The 19,038-nt window shown below is 50.2% G+C and carries 14 protein-coding genes and 1 rRNA gene; 1 reads left to right on the forward strand and 14 read right to left on the reverse strand.

Features of this window, described 5'->3' with window-relative positions; translation table 11 throughout:
* Positions 1 to 325 (reverse strand): 16S ribosomal RNA (locus EDM59_RS29460); the annotation flags it as partial.
* 313 nt (positions 326 to 638) lie between these two features.
* Here EDM59_RS29460 and EDM59_RS29465 point away from each other — a divergent pair.
* Positions 639 to 1,307, forward strand: a complete 669-nt coding sequence (locus tag EDM59_RS29465; RefSeq protein WP_122926865.1) for an endonuclease/exonuclease/phosphatase family protein — start codon at positions 639 to 641, stop codon at positions 1,305 to 1,307.
* Here the strand turns inward: EDM59_RS29465 and EDM59_RS29470 are convergent.
* From EDM59_RS29470 to glyQ, 13 genes are all read right to left on the reverse strand, one after another.
* Positions 1,287 to 2,759 carry an alkaline phosphatase family protein gene (locus tag EDM59_RS29470; protein ID WP_122926866.1) on the reverse strand — a complete coding sequence of 491 codons (1,473 nt, stop codon included), beginning with the start codon at positions 2,757 to 2,759 and terminating at the stop codon, positions 1,287 to 1,289. The genes EDM59_RS29465 and EDM59_RS29470 overlap by 21 nt on opposite strands.
* Positions 2,760 to 2,890: 131 nt before the next feature.
* Positions 2,891 to 4,390 carry a S41 family peptidase gene (locus tag EDM59_RS29475; protein ID WP_122926867.1) on the reverse strand — a complete coding sequence of 500 codons (1,500 nt, stop codon included), beginning with the start codon at positions 4,388 to 4,390 and terminating at the stop codon, positions 2,891 to 2,893.
* Positions 4,387 to 6,387, reverse strand: coding sequence for an S-layer homology domain-containing protein (locus EDM59_RS29480; RefSeq protein WP_122926868.1), 2,001 nt, complete (start codon positions 6,385 to 6,387; stop codon positions 4,387 to 4,389). Before EDM59_RS29480 ends, EDM59_RS29475 begins: the two co-directional genes overlap by 4 nt.
* A gap of 62 nt (positions 6,388 to 6,449) precedes the next feature.
* Positions 6,450 to 7,565 carry a Nif3-like dinuclear metal center hexameric protein gene (locus EDM59_RS29485; RefSeq protein WP_122926869.1) on the reverse strand — a complete coding sequence of 372 codons (1,116 nt, stop codon included), beginning with the start codon at positions 7,563 to 7,565 and terminating at the stop codon, positions 6,450 to 6,452.
* Positions 7,541 to 8,275 (reverse strand): tRNA (adenine(22)-N(1))-methyltransferase, encoded by a 735-nt coding sequence (locus EDM59_RS29490; protein WP_122926870.1) that lies wholly within the window; start codon positions 8,273 to 8,275, stop codon positions 7,541 to 7,543. Before EDM59_RS29490 ends, EDM59_RS29485 begins: the two co-directional genes overlap by 25 nt.
* Positions 8,276 to 8,413: 138 nt before the next feature.
* Positions 8,414 to 9,553 (reverse strand): acyl-CoA dehydrogenase, encoded by a 1,140-nt coding sequence (locus tag EDM59_RS29495; RefSeq protein WP_122926871.1) that lies wholly within the window; start codon positions 9,551 to 9,553, stop codon positions 8,414 to 8,416.
* 400 nt (positions 9,554 to 9,953) lie between these two features.
* On the reverse strand, positions 9,954 to 10,832 hold the full coding sequence (locus EDM59_RS29500; protein WP_122926872.1) for a hypothetical protein: 879 nt from the start codon (positions 10,830 to 10,832) through the stop codon (positions 9,954 to 9,956).
* Between the two features lie 94 nt (positions 10,833 to 10,926).
* Entirely contained in the window at positions 10,927 to 12,057 is a 1,131-nt protein-coding gene (rpoD, locus tag EDM59_RS29505; protein WP_092268974.1) for an RNA polymerase sigma factor RpoD, read from the reverse strand.
* A gap of 34 nt (positions 12,058 to 12,091) precedes the next feature.
* Positions 12,092 to 13,957: a DNA primase gene (gene dnaG / locus EDM59_RS29510; RefSeq protein ID WP_122926873.1), complete on the reverse strand. Its 1,866-nt coding sequence runs from the start codon at positions 13,955 to 13,957 to the stop codon at positions 12,092 to 12,094.
* Between the two features lie 202 nt (positions 13,958 to 14,159).
* A complete protein-coding gene (locus EDM59_RS29515; protein ID WP_092268978.1) occupies positions 14,160 to 14,996 on the reverse strand; it encodes a pyruvate, water dikinase regulatory protein in 837 nt (278 codons plus the stop codon).
* A gap of 11 nt (positions 14,997 to 15,007) precedes the next feature.
* Positions 15,008 to 15,652 (reverse strand): transcriptional regulator CcpN, encoded by a 645-nt coding sequence (ccpN, locus tag EDM59_RS29520; protein WP_092268980.1) that lies wholly within the window; start codon positions 15,650 to 15,652, stop codon positions 15,008 to 15,010.
* A 151-nt stretch (positions 15,653 to 15,803) separates the two neighbouring features.
* Complete coding sequence (glyS, locus tag EDM59_RS29525) at positions 15,804 to 17,873, reverse strand: glycine--tRNA ligase subunit beta (protein ID WP_122926874.1); 2,070 nt, start codon at positions 17,871 to 17,873, stop codon at positions 15,804 to 15,806.
* On the reverse strand, positions 17,866 to 18,786 hold the full coding sequence (gene glyQ / locus EDM59_RS29530) for a glycine--tRNA ligase subunit alpha (RefSeq protein WP_092268984.1): 921 nt from the start codon (positions 18,784 to 18,786) through the stop codon (positions 17,866 to 17,868). The genes glyS and glyQ overlap by 8 nt, the downstream gene beginning before the upstream one ends.
* Positions 18,787 to 19,038 lie beyond the last annotated feature (252 nt).

Here is a 19,038-nt window from a genome sequence, read left to right on the forward strand (position 1 = left end):
GTGTCTCAGTCCCAGTGTGGCCGGTCACCCTCTCAGGTCGGCTACGCATCGTCGCCTTGGTAGGCCATTACCCCACCAACTAGCTAATGCGCCGCAGGCCCATCTCCCAGTGACAGCTTAAAGCCGCCTTTTCTTTTCGGATCATGCGACCCAAAAACCTATCCGGTATTAGCATAAGTTTCCCTATGTTATCCCAGTCTGAGAGGCAGGTTGCCTACGTGTTACTCACCCGTCCGCCGCTAGCCTCCGAAGAGACTCGCTCGACTTGCATGTATTAGGCACGCCGCCAGCGTTCGTCCTGAGCCAGGATCAAACTCTCCAATAAAGTTTGAAAGCAATCTGACTTCAAGTAAAACACAAGCTTTTTTACACAGATTCATTCTATCCGGTTTTCAAGGAACATCATTTATTTATCAATCGCATCGTGTGCTTCAAGCAGAGGCGACGTTTTTTAATATAGCATAGGCTAAAATGGATTGCAACAGGAAATTATAATTAAGTTAGGAGTTTTTTTGGCTAATCACTCTCCCCCTGCAAATGCCGGGTATTAAAATATAACAAAAACAACTAGCTATAATCAACTGGAAAAATCGTCCATACTATAGATAAAAACCTACGTCACAACTCGAGGAACGAACATGCTCCGTGCCGTCAGCTACAACATTCACAGTGGTCGAGATCTCTTTTGGCGCAAACGCCTAGAACAAATGGTACAGGCGTTAAGAGAAATACAGCCCGATGCCATAGCTTTGCAGGAGGTTCACCAAAACCCAAAATACGGGTATCAAGCGGATTACATAGCCGAGCAATTGGATTACCAGGTTGTCTTTGCTCCGTCAATCGCACTGGCTGGAGGACATTACGGGAATGCCTTTCTGACTCGCCTCCCCATTCACGATACGAAAGTCATTTCGCTCCCTGCAAAACGTGAGAAACGCACATTATTAGACGTGTCCGTCTCATGGGAGGGGCGGGATATCTCCATTTGGAATACCCACTGCAGCTTGAACAAAGCAAGCCGCTTTTATCAGCTGCAGCTACTAATGAATCTGACAAGTCAACAGCTTGATCTGCCACGCCTCGTACTTGGGGATTTCAATGCGTCCTCGATCTCTTTTTCACCTTATTACATTGACTGCGCCATGGCACATGGAAAAGAAAAATTGCACACACTCCCCGCATTTCGCAGACGACTAGACTACATCTTCGTCTCGCAGCATTGGGATGTATGCCGCTACGACTTGTACCCGATAGCCTGGTCAGATCATTTGCCCGTGATCGTAGACCTACGCTTGCACGACGCCTAATTCCTGCAAGATAAACCCTTTGACATCCACTAATCGGGCAGGTGTCCGAAACTTGCGCGAAGAACCTGCAATGAGCAGCGGAATGATGGAATCCTGCTTGTGCAACGATCCATGGCTTCCCCCGCCCAAATGAGTCGGGGCACACTCCGACAAAAACTCATAGCTCTCCGCAGCACTCATTACGACTACGGGACCAGTCTGTGAAAAAATAGAGCCATACAAGCGCGAAAAGGCATCCGGGAACTTGTCAAACAGTAGTACCTCCCCTTCTATGCGCGCATCAATAACGCCGAGATCACCCTCGACACCCCAGGTTCCCCCGTATATATCGCGATTTGGCCCATTCTTCCAGAAGCGCATAGTTTGATCCGTACCGCCACGTCGTACCACGATTTTTTCGTTTTCCCGCCACGCGATCAGGTCAATGCGCTCATCTACAGAAACCGCATCGACGATCGGCAGCAGCTTGGATTCCTCAGTCGGATACAGGAACGTCATTCTTTCGTTATTGCAGATGACCACATCCATTTGCGGAGTGACCTTCGCCCCTAACGGATGGATGGTAAAACGAGAGAGGAGCCGATCCAAAGAAATGTTATGATCTTCGCTCTCCCCAATGATCGTCTGTCCATGATCACTGATCAGAATGCAAACGTTGCGCTCCAGCATCTGCTCCCAGGAGTCAAAGCTGTCCAGAAAGCGAACCAGATGCTTATCCACGTCCGCCAGATGTTGAATCGCATCCAACGGAGATTTGTGCAGCTTATGATCATTTTCAGGCAAATACACAAGTGTAAAGTGCGGCTGTTTCCCGCTACGGATCACTTCGATCAAAACATCGATGGCATAGGTATCGTTGATGCCATAGCCTTCTGTAAGGGTCTGCGCCAAATTCCACGTGATCGGACGGAAAATCTCTGGTCGCACCAGCGTGCCCATACTCATGATCGTCGGCCCACTCACCTTTTCACGCAGTTGAAAGGAAGTAAGGGCATCCAGGAGGGGAGGAACATGCACCTGATGCTTTTTGTGCCCGCGGTGGGCGATTACGTTGATAGAGCCGGATACGAGTTGATTTTCCTCGAGCTCCTCATGTATGGTCTTTACTTCTTTGCTCAGATGTCGTTCGTTCAGGTCAAACAGCACATTGGTCGCACAGTGCGTTAACCCAATTTTTTTGACGGGAATCGCCCCGTTGATATAGTTGTGCATTTTTCCTTTTTCAGGTTCGTACCAGACCAATCCAGGAACCTTGTGCTGATCAGGATACACGCCTGTGATTAGTGAGCAGTCAATAGAAGCCGTCATCGTAGGAAAGACAGTGACGCAATCCGGAATATACTGCCCTCGCTCCATCAAAAACTGCATGCCCGGCGCTTTTTTTGCAGCAATGCATCTCTCCAGGATATCTGGCATCATGGAGTCGATCAGGAATAAAATAACCTTTTTCATCCGTCTGCCATCCTTCGTCTGTCATGTCGTCGTACATGGTAGTTTTTGATTCCCACACTCCCCCTATTCGCCCGAATTGAAAAAGCCTACCTGCGCGATAGCTCGGCAGATAGGCTTGGGTACGATCCTTTTTAATGCGTCTGATAGCGGAGTGTGTGCACGCCATTTTGACTTTGCAGCTGTAAGGAGGGATGACTTTTCAAATAGGGAGCAAGAGAGACGTAATCCTTCTCCCCCATTGATTTGTCGCCCAGCAGGTGGGAAAGAACGGCCGCTTTGATCTGCAAACCATCAGAGGCCTGCTTGAAAAGAGGATCTACCGTCGGAAAAGGAACCCCATTTACTACGGTATCTCCATTTTCGTCGCTCAGCTCCCAGTTTGTCACGTTCAGGGAATGCAGCGCTTCTACAACTTGCGCCCCGTAATCCTCAACCTGCATGTCCGGCTCCAGACCGACGTGGTTGACCACCGTATGCTTGGGGGTAAAGTACTCGTTCAGGGTCAGCTTCAGGGCATCTCCTTCCGAGAGCGGAATCACTTGCTGTGCACTGCCTTTTCCATATGTTTTGGTTCCAACAAGCTTGGCAATTCCATGGTCGCGCAGGGCACCGGATAAAAGCTCCGACGCCGAGGCTGTCCCCCCGTTCACCAAGATGCGAACCGGAATACCGATATCCCGGCCGTTGCGGACCCATGTCTCCACTTCCACGCCATTGCGGTTCGTTGTGTACATCAGCAAGCCTTCCTCCATAAAGAGACTGGCGATGTCACGGGCAGTCGAAAGATACCCCCCACCGTTGTCGCGCAGGTCCAAAACAAGCCCTTTCATCGGCTGCCCGGAACGAGCAAACTCCGCAAGCTTGTCTCTCATCTGAATGGCCCCATCCGATCCGAACGTTTCCAGACTGATATATCCGATGCCGCCTTTGGTGAACAGCTGCCCTTCTGCCTCCGGCAACGAAAGCGAAGCACGCTGGAGCTTCACTTGAAACTCGCGGTTCTCTGACGCTCGATAAATAGTCAGAACGGCTTCAGTTCCCGCTTCTCCTTTTAAATAGGCATATGCCTCTTCAAAGCTCTTGCCCACCAGCGAAATATCGCCTACCTTTTTCACCTGGTCGCCCCGCTTCAATACCTTAGAGGCTGCCGCCGGTGAACCCGGAACGATTTCGCGCAAAATCAGCTCGTTGTTTTGCATCCGCATGCGGAAACCAAAGCCGACGAATTGATTTTCCACATCGGATTGGAACAAACGCAGCTCATCCGAAGTGAAAAAGACACTGTGCGGATCATTTAAGGTAGAGAGCATCCCGTCAATCGCCCACGTATTGATGGTGGAGGAATCCCATTTTCCTTTGGCTTGCCATTCCGCCATACGCTGCTCCATCTCCCCCAGCGTATCGTCCTCCGCGGAGACTGGCAGCTTCAGTTGCTGCTTCTCATCGGCATGATCGCTAATGGATTGCAGCGCGCCCTTTACCAATTGTTTGACTTCCGGCTTGCTCAAGTGACTTTCCATGACGTGATAAAAAACTTCTTCTGTCTCCATATAGGGTCTTTCTGCTGCATGTGCTGGTATCGCAGTGGTCAAAAGCAAAACAGCTAAAGCCCATTGACTCAACCGTTTCATGGTGTCACCTCTTTCCGAACCTCATCGGGGATGGAAACCTTCACGTTAGACGACAAATCGTACTGATCCGTCCCCGAATAGGCCACATACTCCCTGTTCTCATAAATTTCTTCATACCGCCATACATGCTTGACCAGCTCGTCACTTTCGCGGTCAATATAGTATTTATTCATATAGAGGGAAACGTTCTTAATCTTCCCTCTGCTAAACGAAAGGCTTTTTGCTTTTTCCGTAAGAGCGGCACCCGGAATCCACTCTGTGATGATGTCATATCGACCAAATGATTGCTTGTAGTAGCGGGCATGCAAATTGTTCATCCGATCTTGGATGCTTTGTGTCCCTACCCATTCATGCACGAAATCCAGCTTGTCTGTTGGATGCTGCTCCCAGCTCTGTTTCTTCGTGTCATACGAATACTGGACCTTTTTCTGACCGTCTGTATACGTCTCGAGCTTGTCCGAAACCAACTGCTGGGGAGACTGGTAAAAGCCCAGCGTATGACTGGAATTGCGCGTAGCGTCTACATCTTGCGTGTATTTGAAGGAAAAACCGCTCAAAAACGCTTCCCCTTTTACCTGATAAGACGAGACTCGATCCAGATGGTTCAACGTATAGGTCAGATCAGTTGCAATTGAGGGCTGCTGCTTGAGAGAGGCAAGCTCCTGTCCCAAGAGCTTAACCAGCTGCGTCATCCGCTCATCCGAGGGCTTTGGCTTCTGCTTTGCGAGCAAAGACTCCGCTTCTTGGATCCGCCCTTCCTGAACGAGGTAATAAGCGGAATTCAAAAGCGCTTCTGCATGCCTGGAAGCAAACGTTTCATACCGAGCCAGGGCTTTGTCTGTCAGCCCAGCTTTGATCTCCAAGGCTCCCAGATAAATCGCCAAGGATTCCCATTCCTCTGTATCCTGCTTGAGCTTCGACTCATACGCTGCCAAACGCTTCAATACTTTTTCATACTCCGCCGAATCATTCGCTCCCATCTGCAAAGCGATATCATACACGTTGGCACTCAGCAGGCGCAAAGTATCTGGCAAAATGATCTTATCCTGAAAATACGCATCAATAGAACGGAATGCTTCTTCCAAATTGTCCGTCAAGGGTGTCGAAGGGTTCCAGCTCAAATAGAAATGGACGCCGATCTGATTGGAAAACGAGTTGCTCGCCAGCTTCTCCAGATCTAGGTAGGTATCATCTGTATCCTCATGATTGCGAATGGCTTCCACTGCGTTCACATACATCTTCTCGTCTGACGTTTTGGAATCCGTATACGTTACAAACAAAGGGAAAAGCTCCTGAATCTCGGGAACCATCGGAAATTTCGAGCCATCGTAATCGAGCAAGGGCAGAATCGTATCCTGCAGCAGGTAGGTCATCAATCGATCCGCTGCAGCGGCTGCCTCTCCTCTTTTCAAAAGGTCTGTGCTCTCACCCTCGAGCCATCCCCAGCTCTTCACTTCCTCCCATGCCTTTTGGCTGTCACCAGTCATGGTAAACATTTGCATGAGCTTAGCTGCTTCTTCGTGGGTGATCGCTTGATTCGGCTTCATTTGCTCCCCAGGAAACACTTGAGCAATCGCATTTGGACCATACAAACGATCCAAGATATACGAGACACGCAGCGTAGGCGTGTACATCCAAGTCAGGCGGTCGACGTCCTTGTAGGGCAAATACGGCTCTTCAAAGCCCTCGCCCCTATTCCATTCCGCGTGCTCCGACAAAAATGTCAGGGGGTACAGCTGATACTGCCCTCCGTTGTACAAGCGATCGATTAAAGCCACAAACTCTGCTCGGGTCATATCGCGATTTGGGTAAAAAAGCGGTGCGCTGCTGCCTGCTGCAAAAAGCCCCGCCTGAACTCCGCGGATAATGGAGGACTTTGCCCAATGGTTGCTAATGTCCCCGTAAGGCATAAAGCCCCCAGCCGCAGAGGCAAAGCCGGGGGTAAGCAGAGTAGCTGCGAGAAGAACACAGGAAAACGTTCGTATGAATTTTTGCACGTGAATCCCTCCTACACTTCAACTGGCAGGCCATGAACCGACTGGCCAATACGCCTGGTCTCCTATACAAATTGGAACGGATCCGTGTGCATAGTCGATGCAATCACTTCTGTCTGATAGCCGTTTGCTTTAAGTAGTTCATTTAGGTAATCAGCCAGCTTTTGCTTCATGATTTTTTCGATATTGTGGCCAGCATCAATAATCGAAAGACCCTCTGCCTGTGCGTCGTGTGCGGTGTGGTAGCCAATATCGCCCGTCAAGTAGGCATCCGCTCCTTTAAATATCGCTTTGGAAACAAAGGAGCTTCCGTCGCCTCCCACCACAGCCACTTTTTTCACTTGGCCGTCCAAATCACCAACAACGCGCAAGCCTTGCAATGAGAAGCGCTCTTTTACCAGCTCAGCCAGCTGTCGCAGTGTTATTGGCTGTGACAATACGCCAATTCGGCCGATGCCATAGCCTGTTCCAGCCTGCTCGAGTGGGATGATGTCATAGGCGACTTCTTCATAGGGGTGAGCAGCGAGCATGGCTTTTACAACCGCAGACTGTCGAGAAGCCGGCACAACCATCTCCAGCTTGACTTCTTCGACCTTTTCCAGCTTGCCTGTGGTCCCGATAAACGGATTCGTGCCTTCCCCTGGCTTGAAGGTCCCTGTCCCTTCTGTCTGGAATGAGCAGTGGCTGTAGTTTCCGACAAAGCCTGCTCCAGCTTCTGAGATCGCTTGAAAAACAGCATCTCGATGCGAGGCGGGTACGAAGACCGCGAGCTTTTTCCAGCTGTCGCGGTGGATGACATCCAGTACCTCCACCTTGTTCAAGCCGATCACTTCCGCCAGCCAATCGTTCATGCCACCGACCGCGACATCGAGATTTGTATGAGCCGTATAGACGGCAATATCATGCTTAATCAGCTTTTCGAAGACACGGCCTGCTGCCAGATCCGTGCGAATGTTTTTAAGCGGGCGATAGATGACCGCATGGTGCGCAACAATCAAATCCACGCCTTCTGCAATCGCCTCATCTACGACGGATTCCAGAACGTCCAGGGCGACCATCACCTTTTTCACCTGTTTTTGCAAGGTGCCTACGTGAAGTCCAATCTTGTCTCCTTCATACGCCAACGATTTGGGAGCCAAACGCTCCACGTATTGAATCACAGTCTGTCCGTGCGCAAACATGCAATCACCTCATCGATCCATTCAACTTCTGCCGTAATTTCCTGTACCCGAGCTGCTGCTTCCGGTTTTTCCGAGCGGCTTAGCTGCCCAAGTACCTTCGCCCATTTTTCTCGTTCATGGAGCCATTTTTGTACGAGAGCAGGCTGTTTTTGCTCCCAGAGGAACGGACCGATTCGCAGCAATTCTTCCTTGGTTCGGTCCTTGTTTTCATAAGGAAGCTCCACATTTCCACGCTCTGCCACTAAAATTTCATATACGATCCCGTCTTCTTCCAGAATCGTTTCAGCGATCAACTCCCAGCCACGCTCCAAGAACCAGCGGCGGACGATTTCCTCCCCCACATTTGGCTGTAGAATCAATCGTTTCACACCATCCAGCTTGTCCACGCCGGCTTCGAGGATGGAAGCGATAAGCTGTCCGCCCATCCCCGCGATACAGACCACATCTACTTCGCCGGGAGTGAGTACGGCCAAACCGTCTCCTTTTCGTACAGATGCGCGGTCCCGTAGCTGCAGCGTATGTATTTGTTTAAGCGCTGCCTGATAAGGTCCTTCGTTTACTTCGCCTGCGATTACATGCGATGCGATTCCCGAAAGAAGCAAATAAGAAGCCAACAACGCATGATCCGACCCGATGTCGGCGACGCGGGCTCCTTGGGGGCAATAGCGAGCAATCGTTTCCAGACGCTTGGAAATTGTTACAAATGTCATGTGTCTCTTCACCTTCCGTTCCCTCTATTCTACCCTATTTGGGAGCGATTGCCCAATGCTAAATACCTGACAAAGAGCGCGCAAAGAACGACAAAAACCCCGCTGACGATCGCAGCGAGGCTCTCTTCAAAGCATGATTTAGCAGCCAATTTCACGAGCAATGACATTGCGCAGAATCTCGGATGTCCCTTCCCCGATCTCCAGTAGTCTGGCATCACGGAAAAAGCGCTCTACCTGATATTCGCGCATGTAACCGTACCCTCCATGGATTTGAATCGCCTGATGAGTGGCGGACATGGCAACCTCGGAAGCATACAGCTTTGCCATGGCGGCTTCTTTTGTGAAGCGACGACCGTTGTCCTTCAGCCATGCAGCTTTGTACACCATGTTTCGCGCCAGCTCGATTTGCATCGCCATGTCTGCCAGCTTGTGCTGGATCGCCTGGAATTGGCTGAGCGAATTTCCAAAAGCGGTTCTTTGCTTGGCGTACTGCAGAGCTTTATCATAGGCAGCCTGCGCAATTCCTACAGCCATCGCTCCAATTCCGATCCGTCCTCCGTCTAGCGTAATCAGGAACTGCTTGAAGCCCTCTCCCTGTTTGCCCAGCACATTCTCTTCCGGAACGCGCACGTTCTCCAAAACCAGCTCTGTCGTATTGGAGCTATGCAAGCCGAGCTTCTCGTAATTGGCCAACACGGTAAAGCCAGGCGAATCCGTGGGCACGATAAAAGCAGTGATTCCGCGCGCCCCTTTCTCTTTATCCGTAACAGCTGTCAAGGCGAGGAAGGATGCATAGGAAGCATTGGTAATAAAGCATTTCGATCCATTGATTAGCCAACCGTGTTCATCGAGCACGGCAGACGTTTTCGTGCCTCCTGCATCCGATCCCGCATTCGGCTCCGTCAAGCCAAATGCCCCAAAGCTTTCTCCTGAGCAAATTTTGGACAGATACGTACGTTTTTGTTCCTCTGTTCCAAATAAGGAAAGGGGAGCACCTCCCAGGGATATATGCGCCGAGTACGTAATTCCCGTCGAACCACAAGCTCGGCTGAGCTCTTCCGTTACGATCGCAAAGCTCGTGGTATCGGCTCCTGCACCGCCATAATCTTCTGAAAAAGGCAGTCCCATCAAGTTCAATTCCGCCATTTGCTTAAATACCTCAACAGGAAACTGCTTCGTCTTGTCACGCTCATCTGCACCAGGCGCGACAACCTCATCCGCAAACTCCCGAATCATTTTTTTCAACATAAGCTGTTCCTGGGTCAAATCATAGTTCATTTTTGAAGCCCCCTTGAAAGCGCTTTAGTATAGTGGTAAAAAGGATTTCGGTATTTTGACTGAGCGTTTGTTCAGAATTCTCTTACCATTATACACCATAGCTCCTCTCCTGTGGAGTTACATTTATAATCTCATTTCACACAAAAAAGCACGCCTTATTTTTGGCGTGCTCCCACTACAATAGCCCCGATAAAAGACAGTGCTCCCAATATGTACCCTATACTATAGGTCTTGTAGCCTATAAGCTGAGCAGCCGTTTCCCCTCCAAGAAAAATGACGGCGAGCAAAATTCCGATCAAAACTTTCCACTTGTTGTCCACTCTATCACTTCAACTCCTCATCCCCACCCATTGTAGCAAAAAGCAAACCGCCGTGGCGGGCAAATCCAAAGACATCCTCTCTACAGACGCAGCCAGGAAAACCAATAACCACGCGTAAAGAAAAACAAGGCAGAAGCCAGAAAAACCTTTAGAAATAGCAGCAGCTGGATCACGTCACGTTTCGCTTCCGGTATATAGAGCGCCTGCACCTCGGCTCCGAAAAAGGCAGCCAGTCCGCAGAAGGCAAAGACTCCGGCCCATTTGGGATTGCCGCTGTTCATAAGAAAGCCCAGTCCTGTCCATACACAAGCCAACGGGACCCAGTACAGCTCCGAACGCCACCATGAATACTCTTGACTGATTCGGCCCATGGTGGCAAATCCATATAAAACGGCCAAGCCCAGCATGCCGCCATAAAGCAGGTAGGTAAACCCAAACAGAAACGCACTCACGCACAGCAGAACACATATCAGACCCAAGTAAAACAGGATCATCGGGGTCGAGCCACCCATTTGGATAATGCTGTATATCCCACCTGCGATCAAGACGATGAAGGAGAGAATTAAAAAAAGATGGGTGAGCGGCGGTGCCGTGCGGCGAAACACTAGTCCCATAATATAGAAAACAAGTGCGAAACAGGCAAAGATGGTAATTTGCATTGGGGTTTGAAAACGGTTAAAATGAAAAGCAAGTAAGATCAAACCTGCAATAACAAAGGCACCTAGGAGCCATGCCATTACCATTTTACCGGTTATAGGAGACGAGTAGGAAGCAGGTGTCTTGTAAATGACCTCCGATTTCTTCCTTTCGCTTTTGGCTACGGCTGGTGAAGAAGCCTGAGGCCGGTCTCCTTCCGTATACAGATTTAACAGGAAAATGCAGTAATGTTCAGGCAGCAAATGATTTCTCCGCCAGTTTTCAATCTCTGCAATAATGATACGTTTGCGCTGGTCGTCCAACGCGGCCCCTCCTTACTATCGACGGCAAAGGTCTGATTGGTGGAAAAAGAAAAGCCTACGTAGGCTGTACGTAGGCCACATATTACTATATCGGTTATTCCAAGAAATCTTTTAAGCGCTTGCTTCTGCTTGGATGACGAAGTTTGCGCAGGGCCTTTGCCTCGATTTGACGAATCCGCTCACGCGTCACGCCAAATACTTTCCCCACTTCCTCCAGTGTACGAGTGCGTCCATCGTCGAGACCAAATCGCAGGCGCAATACGTTTTCTTCTCTATCCGTCAACGTGTCCAGCACGTCTTCCAACTGTTCCTTTAACAGCTCATAAGCCGCGGCATCAGATGGCTCTAGTGCATCCTGATCCTCGATAAAATCACCCAGATGGGAATCGTCCTCTTCCCCGATCGGCGTCTCCAGAGATACCGGCTCTTGGGCAATTTTCATGATTTCCCTCACCTTTTCCGGTGTGAGATCCATTTTTTCCGCGATTTCTTCTGGCATTGGCTCGCGGCCCAGCTCTTGCAGCAGCTGACGAGATACACGTATCAGCTTGTTAATGGTTTCCACCATATGCACAGGAATCCGAATCGTACGCGCCTGGTCAGCAATCGCGCGGGTGATAGCCTGACGGATCCACCATGTTGCATACGTACTGAACTTGTAGCCTTTGCGGTAATCAAATTTTTCCACCGCTTTGATCAAACCCATGTTTCCTTCTTGAATCAAATCGAGGAACAGCATGCCGCGACCTACATAACGCTTCGCAATGGAAACCACCAGACGAAGGTTGGCTTCAGCCAATCGGCGCTTCGCTTCCTCATCCCCTTGTTCGATACGCTGAGCCAATTTAATCTCCTCTTCAGCGGAAAGCAGAGGCACACGACCGATTTCTTTCAGGTACATTCTTACAGGGTCATTGATCTTGATTCCAGGTGGAACAGAGAGATCGTCAAAATCGAATTCTTCGTTGTCCTCGTCCTTCATGATCATTCGATCGACTTCTTCATCGTCGTCTTCGTTCTCATTGTTGTTTATTTCAATGCCTTGATCACCCAGGTACTCAAAAAACTCATCGATTTGATCAGAATCCTGCTCAAAACCAGAGAGGCGATCTGTAATTTCCTTGTAAGACAACGCACCACGCTTTTTACCCAATTCGACCAATTGTTCCTTCACTTGTTCGATGGACATAGCTTCCATGTCAGAAGTGATGTTTTGTTTGTTCATCTACTATCCCTCCTTCCCCGGGAATGATCTGATGCTACCCTTCTTTTAAAGCATTTTCCAATTCAAGAATCTTCATCCCTATGATGGCTGCTTGAATTTCCAGTTGTTTGCGCGCATCCTCGCTGTCCGCTGCGGCCGCTTGGAGGTGTAAGCTCCGCTGCTCTTCGCGCAATCGTTCCAACTCGGCACGCTTCGGGTAGTTATTCACTTGTTTGATGTAGTCGCCGATCTCTAAATCAGATACGTCTTCCTTATACTCCATCATGGCCAATCCCGAGGCTAATTGCTTTAACGATTCGTCTTGCACGTAATGTATAAACTTTCCAGGGTCTTCCGTGTTTCCCTCTGCGTAGTAAGCATACAGGTAGGCTGAAAGCGCATCATGTTCGTCCACTTGAAAGTGCGCGTTGCATTCCTGCTGAACGCGAAAGGCAAGTTCTGCATTTCGCATCATGTAAAACAGCAGTTTGCGCTCAGCCGTGTGATAAGCGGGTGGCAGTGTTTTCGCGAGCGTAACTTTGCCATTATTTATACTATTATTCCATGCTGGCGACACTTTATCCCTTTGGCGCTCACTTTTTTGCTGTTTATACGCGCGTTTTGACTCCCATTTTAAATCGCCGAGAGTCAGGGAGTATTCTTCTGCCAATTGCCGCTGATACAAGTCCCGTTCTACCGGGCTGTCCAGTTCGTTGATGATTTCTACCGCCTTTGCAATCAGGCGCGTTTTATCTGTCTCATCATTTATTACGTACTGGCTCCGCAAATGTTTCAGTCGGAACGCTGTCACTGGCATTGCCTGCAACAAAACTTGCTGAGAAAACGCTTCGGCCCCATGCTGGCGAATGTAATCATCCGGGTCTACCCCCTGTGGGAGCGGAGCCACCCTTACGATCAAACCCGCCTGCTGCAAAACATGAATCGCCTTGCTTGTTGCTTCCTGACCTGCTGCATCTCCGTCATAGCAGAGTACCACCGATTCCACATTCCGCCGTAGGATTCGGGCCTGCTGCTCGGTCAGTGCTGTTCCTAACGTGGCGACACCTTGCATAAAGCCCGCCTGCCACGCTGACACCACATCCACATACCCTTCAAAAAGCAATGCCTGCTTTCGCTTGCGCATAGTCGAGCGAGCCCGATGAAGATTGAAGAGGGTGGCGCTTTTGTTAAACAGGAGGCTTTCCGGACTATTCAAATACTTGGGTTGCGACGACTTGGGGTGTGTGTTGTCCAATAGTCTTCCACCAAATCCGATGACATGTCCCTGTGAATCATGAATGGGAAACATGACCCGCCCACGGAAGCGGTCGAACACTTTTCCGGCCTCACTTTTCGCCAACAAGCCTGCTTCTACCATCAAATCCTGGGAGAAGCTACGTTTCTTTAAAAACTGTGTCACGAAATCCCACGAATCCGGGGCAAACCCAATTTGATACTCGGTTAACGTCTGCCTGGACATCCCTCGTTTGGTGAGGTATTTCATCGCTTCCACACCGTAGGGAGTCTCCGTCAGTACGTAGTGGTAAAGCTTTGAAACAAGCTCATGAGCTTCTAGCATCGCTTGCTTCGCCCGTTTTTCTGGAGATGCCTCTTCCTGTGGCGGCTTGGGCACATCGATTCCGGCACGTTCTGCCAGTTTGTGAAGTGCCTCCGGGAACGTCAGCTGCTCCAATTTCATCAGAAAGGAGAAGACATCCCCACCTGCTCCACAGCCAAAGCAATGAAAAAACTGTCGCTCCGCATTCACGTTAAAGGAAGGACTCTTCTCAGAGTGAAATGGACATAGACCGAGAAAGGCACGACCGCTTTTTCTCAGCTGTACATACTCTCCTACAACGTCTACGATGTCGACAGCGGCACGCACTTGGTTAACAAACTCATCAGAAGTGTGACCAGCCATCACTATCCACCTTTTCAGGAGAATCGAACGACGAGATTATTTAGTTCGTCAAAATTCGTCATTTTCCTTCTTGTGATCGCACTTCTTTTCTTCTTTTCTACTTTTCCACATTTCCGCATGCAATAAACGCTCGTCACAAGGCAAGTTCGTGATTCCTGCCCTACTCGTTTTCTACAAAAACCGTCATTTTCCTTCTTTTGGCCTATTTCTTTTCGTTCCGGAGGTTGTTTTTGCGAATCATCTCCAAAATGATGTTGGCCGTTTCTTCCACTGCCTTTTTCGAAACATCGATGACCGGGCAGCCTAAGCGTTCAATAATTTTATTCGAATAGGCAAGTTCTTCCGCGATTCTATCCAGATTGGCGTAATTCGCCTGTGACGTCAAACCCAGCGCTTTCAGCCGCTCGGTGCGGATGCCGTTCAGCTGCTCCGGATTGATCGTCAGCCCAATACAGCGCTCAGGAGGCAATTGGAACAGCTCCTCTGGCGGCTCCACTTCGGGAACCAGCGGTACATTTGCTACTTTCAGCCGCTTGTTGGCCAAGTACATGGAAAGCGGTGTCTTCGAAGTACGGGAGACCCCGATCAAAACAACGTCAGCACGAAGCAATCCGCGCGGGTCACGTCCGTCATCGTATTTCACGGCGAATTCAATCGCATCCACTTTGCGGAAATACTCCTCGTCCAAACGTCGAACCAGTCCAGGTTTGCCTGTTGGCGGCTCTTTCAGCATGCTTTGCAGCGTATGCATGAGTGGCCCCATGACATCGATGGCCGGGATTCCGTGCAGAGCCGCTTGCTTCGTAATGTAGGCATTCAGCTCGGGAATGACTAGCGTAAAAACGATCATTGCTTTGGACTCTTTTGCGGAAGCAATGATCTCGTCGATGGATTCTTTATCTTCTATGTAGGGATACTTCTGTACATCAATCAAAAAACGGTCAAACTGACTAGCACCAGCGCGAACAACAAGCTCGGCGGTTTCACCGATCGAGTCTGAAACTACGTAGATGAGCTGTCCTTGTTGATTTCCTTGCATTGCTTCTCCTCCTACACTTTCGGTTCGCTGCCCAATTCTACAAACGCTTTGGCGATCGTTGTCTTCGTGACTCTGCCTGTCAGCTCCATGAATTTGGGATCATCCTCGCTGGGACGAACCACTGGCAGGGAATCAATCTGGAAGTCGATCAGCTTTTTGGCTGCTGCATACAGCGTTTCCTCAGGAGCACAGGTGATGATATTGGGCATTCGTGACATGATGATGCTGACCGGTACATCCTCCAGCGTCTTGTTGCCAAGAGAGGCACGCAGCAAGTCTTTTCTGGAGATGACACCTGCCAGGTAGCCCTTCTGATTCACGACAAACAACGTCCCTACGTCCTCGAGAAAAAGCGTCACGATCGCGTCGTATGCAGAGGCTGATTCGGACACAACGATGGGAACCGCCTTGTAATCATTGACGAGAAGCTTGTGAAGCCGTTCACTTATGACCGAGCTGGCTGGTCTCCCCGCATAAAAATACCCGACCCGAGGCCTGGCTTCTAAATAACCTGACATCGTGAGGATGGAAAGATCGGGCCGCAGCGTCGCACGGGTCAGATTCAACCGATCTGCGATATGCTCGCCTGTAATCGGACCTTCATCCTTCACTATCTGTAAGATTTGCTCTTGTCGTTTGGTGAGCTCGATGACCAATCACCCCGGTTTACGTCTGTTTACCTCTTCCTAGTATTACTCTATTCGACCGGATATTCCTTCTTTCGCATGGAAAAAAGGTACCTCCGCCAGTATATGGACGAAGGCACCCGGTGATTCTCACTCTATTTCTAGTAAGAAATCTCTTTTTTTAAGCAAATACAAGCTTGGAAAAATCAGCATAAGCGAAAATGAGTCGGGAGAGACGCAGCAGCAAGCCCAGTCTGTTTGCCCGCACCGCTTGATCCTCCGCCATAACCATGACTTTATCGAAGAACGCCTTGATCGGCTCGCGCAGGGTTGCCAGCGTTGCAAGTGCCTTCTCCTGATCTTTCAGGTTCGCTACTTCCTGTTGTACGGACAAGTACGCCTGATACAGGCTACGCTCCACGTCCTCTACAAACAGCGCTTCGTCTACTTGATCCGCTTCGGCTTTTTGCGCCAGGTTGTTTACGCGGTTGAACTGCTCCACGATGAGCTTGAACTCATCGTCACTCACAGCTGTCATCAGCGCTTTTGCTTTTGCCAAAATTTCTGGAACGTAGGACAGGTCCGCAGACAGGACAGCATCGACTACATCGTAGCGCACGCCGTTTTCTTGCAGAACGTTTTTCAAACGAAGGCCGAAGAAGTCGACCAGATCCTTCTTCACTTCTTCAACCGTGCGCTTGTTCACACCTTGAGCTGCATACGTCTCGAGAGTTGCATCCCACAGCTGATCCAATGAAAGCTGCCAGCCTCGCTCCAGCAAAATGGTAACGATACCTGCTGCCATTCGGCGCAATCCGTATGGGTCTTGAGAACCAGTCGGCACGATGCCGATGGAGAAGATCCCGATGATCGTGTCCAGCTTATCCGCCAGGCTCACAATCGCTCCTTGCGCGGATTTCGGCGTCAGGTCACCTGCGAAGCGCGGCAGGTAGTGCTCGAATACACCGCCAGCAACGATCTCGTTTTCCCCTGCTTTGCGCGCGTAGTCTTCACCCATAATGCCTTGCAGCTCAGGGAACTCGCCAACCATGTTGGTCACAAGGTCGAATTTGGCAATTTCTGCGATTCGATCGACTTGCTTTGCCTCTTCCTGACTCACGCCCAGCTTTTCTGCGATTTGAGCAGCCGTTTTACGAACGCGGCGTACTTTGTCTCCGATTGTTCCCAGCTCTTCGTGGAAAACGATGGTTTCCAGACGTTTGAGGCAGTTTTCAATCGGGAGCTTTTGGTCTTCTACATAGAAGAAGCGAGCATCAGAGAGACGAGCACGGAGCACCTTTTCATTTCCTTTTGCTACGTTTTCCAGTGCACGGCTATCGCCGTTGCGTACGGTTACGAAGTGGTTCAACAGCTGGCCTTGCGCGTTTTCCACAGGGAAGTAGCGCTGGTGCTCACGCATGGAGGTAACCAGAACCTCGCGCGGGATCGTCAGGAACTCCTCTTCAAATGTTCCGTACAGGGCGGTTGGGTACTCAACCAGATGCACAACCTCGTCCAGCAGACCTTCGTCCATCGGGATTTTCCAGCCGTTTTCCTGCTCCATGCGGCGAATCTGCTCCACGATTGTGGCACGGCGCTCTTCCGGATTGACCATTACATGCTGTTCAGCGAGCTTGCTTACATATTCAGCAGGCGAGTTGATTTCTACATCTGTGCCCAGGAAACGGTGACCACGGGAGATTCGGCCGCTTTTTACACCAGCAATCTCCAATTCAATGACCTCTTCCCCAAACAAGGCTACCATCCAGCGAATCGGACGAACGTATTTCAGATCGTTCGCTCCCCAACGCATATTTTTCGGAAAGTTCATCCCTGCGATGACGTCCGCGAGCTGCGGCAGAAGCGTCTTGGTTTCTTTTCCTGCTTCTGATTTGCGCGCATGCACGTATTCCACGCCATTTATGTCTTTGAAGTACAATTGATCTGGTTCTACCCCGTTGCTGCGGGCAAAGCCCAGTGCCGCTTTCGACCAGTTCCCGGCTTCATCCTGGGCGATCTTGCGTGCAGGACCTTTCGCTTCGTCATTGCGATCTGGCTGCTTTTCTGCAAGGCCTTTGATCCATACAGCAAAACGACGAGGCGATTCCATCGAGATGATCTGATCAAAAGGAATGCGCTCTGCCGCCAACCATTTTTCCACTTTTTCTTTCAATTGCGCTGCTGCCAAAGCAACGAAGCGAGCAGGCATTTCTTCGAGACCGACTTCCAAAAGCAAATCGCGCTTACTCATTCGAATTCTCTCCCTTCTCCACAACCGCACCATTGTTTCCTTTTTGCAAAAGCGGGAAGCCCAGTCTTTCACGCTCGGCGTAGTAGGTCTGTGCCACTTCACGAGACAGGTTGCGTACACGAGCGATGTAGCCTGCACGCTCGGTCACGGAGATAACGCCTCGCGCATCCAGAAGGTTAAAGGTATGGGAGCATTTCAGGACGTAATCGTAAGCCGGATAAACCAGACGTTCTTTCATGAGACGCTTGGCTTCAGCTTCATAGGTGTTGTACAGATTGAACAGCATGTCCACGTCAGACAGCTCAAAGGTATATTTGGAATGCTCGTATTCCGGCTGAAGGAACACGTCACCATAGGTGTAGCCGTTCACCCATTCCAGGTCGAACACGTTTTCTTTTTCCTGAATGTAGGAAGCGAGGCGCTCCAGTCCGTAGGTCAACTCGACAGCTACCGGCTTGCACTCCAGACCGCCCACCTGCTGGAAGTACGTAAACTGGGTGATCTCCATCCCATCGAGCCATACTTCCCAACCGAGGCCCCATGCACCAAGGCCAGGATGCTCCCAGTTGTCTTCTACGAAGCGAATGTCGTGCTCCAATGGCTCAATGCCCAGCTGGCGCAAGCTGTCCAGGTACAGCTCCTGGATGTTGTCAGGCGACGGCTTCATGATCACTTGGAATTGATGATGCTGGTACAGACGGTTTGGGTTTTCTCCGTAACGTCCGTCTGCCGGGCGACGGGAAGGCTCTACGTAAGCTACGTTCCACGGCTCAGGACCGATGGAGCGCAGGAATGTCATTGGATTGAGCGTACCTGCCCCTTTTTCTACGTCATACGGCTGCACGATCAGGCAATTTTGTTTTGCCCAAAAGTTTTGCAGCGTCAAAATGATGTCTTGAAACGTCATCTTCATGCTCTTTCCTCCTCAAATAATAAAAACCTCTCGCCGCCTACACCGTCTACTTGCGACAGTGTAGGGACGAGAGGATTCTCGCGGTTCCACCCTACTTGGCGAAAAGAAGCTTTCCGCCCACCTTGGAATTTTGCATTGCTCCAGAACGCCCTTCATCAGCTTGGTGACCGGGCTTCCACTATCCCCGGTTCGCTTGCACAGCCAGCGGCCGACTACTCTTTTCCTTCATGGCAACATTCGGTATCAAGTTTG

The organism is Brevibacillus nitrificans, assembly GCF_003710965.1.
Taxonomy (GTDB): domain Bacteria; phylum Bacillota; class Bacilli; order Brevibacillales; family Brevibacillaceae; genus Brevibacillus; species Brevibacillus centrosporus.

What these genes read in the sequence shown, in the direction of transcription:
- EDM59_RS29465 (WP_122926865.1), top strand. Translation starts at nt 639, where the DNA reads ATGCTCCGTGCCGTCAGCTACAACATTCACAGTGGTCGAGATCTCTTT.
- EDM59_RS29470 (WP_122926866.1), bottom strand. Translation starts at nt 2,759, where the DNA reads ATGAAAAAGGTTATTTTATTCCTGATCGACTCCATGATGCCAGATATC.
- EDM59_RS29475 (WP_122926867.1), bottom strand. Translation starts at nt 4,390, where the DNA reads ATGAAACGGTTGAGTCAATGGGCTTTAGCTGTTTTGCTTTTGACCACT.
- EDM59_RS29485 (WP_122926869.1), bottom strand. Translation starts at nt 7,565, where the DNA reads ATGTTTGCGCACGGACAGACTGTGATTCAATACGTGGAGCGTTTGGCT.
- EDM59_RS29490 (WP_122926870.1), bottom strand. Translation starts at nt 8,275, where the DNA reads ATGACATTTGTAACAATTTCCAAGCGTCTGGAAACGATTGCTCGCTAT.
- EDM59_RS29495 (WP_122926871.1), bottom strand. Translation starts at nt 9,553, where the DNA reads ATGAACTATGATTTGACCCAGGAACAGCTTATGTTGAAAAAAATGATT.
- rpoD (WP_092268974.1), bottom strand. Translation starts at nt 12,057, where the DNA reads ATGAACAAACAAAACATCACTTCTGACATGGAAGCTATGTCCATCGAA.
- dnaG (WP_122926873.1), bottom strand. Translation starts at nt 13,957, where the DNA reads ATGGCTGGTCACACTTCTGATGAGTTTGTTAACCAAGTGCGTGCCGCT.
- EDM59_RS29515 (WP_092268978.1), bottom strand. Translation starts at nt 14,996, where the DNA reads ATGCAAGGAAATCAACAAGGACAGCTCATCTACGTAGTTTCAGACTCG.
- glyS (WP_122926874.1), bottom strand. Translation starts at nt 17,873, where the DNA reads ATGAGTAAGCGCGATTTGCTTTTGGAAGTCGGTCTCGAAGAAATGCCT.
- glyQ (WP_092268984.1), bottom strand. Translation starts at nt 18,786, where the DNA reads ATGAAGATGACGTTTCAAGACATCATTTTGACGCTGCAAAACTTTTGG.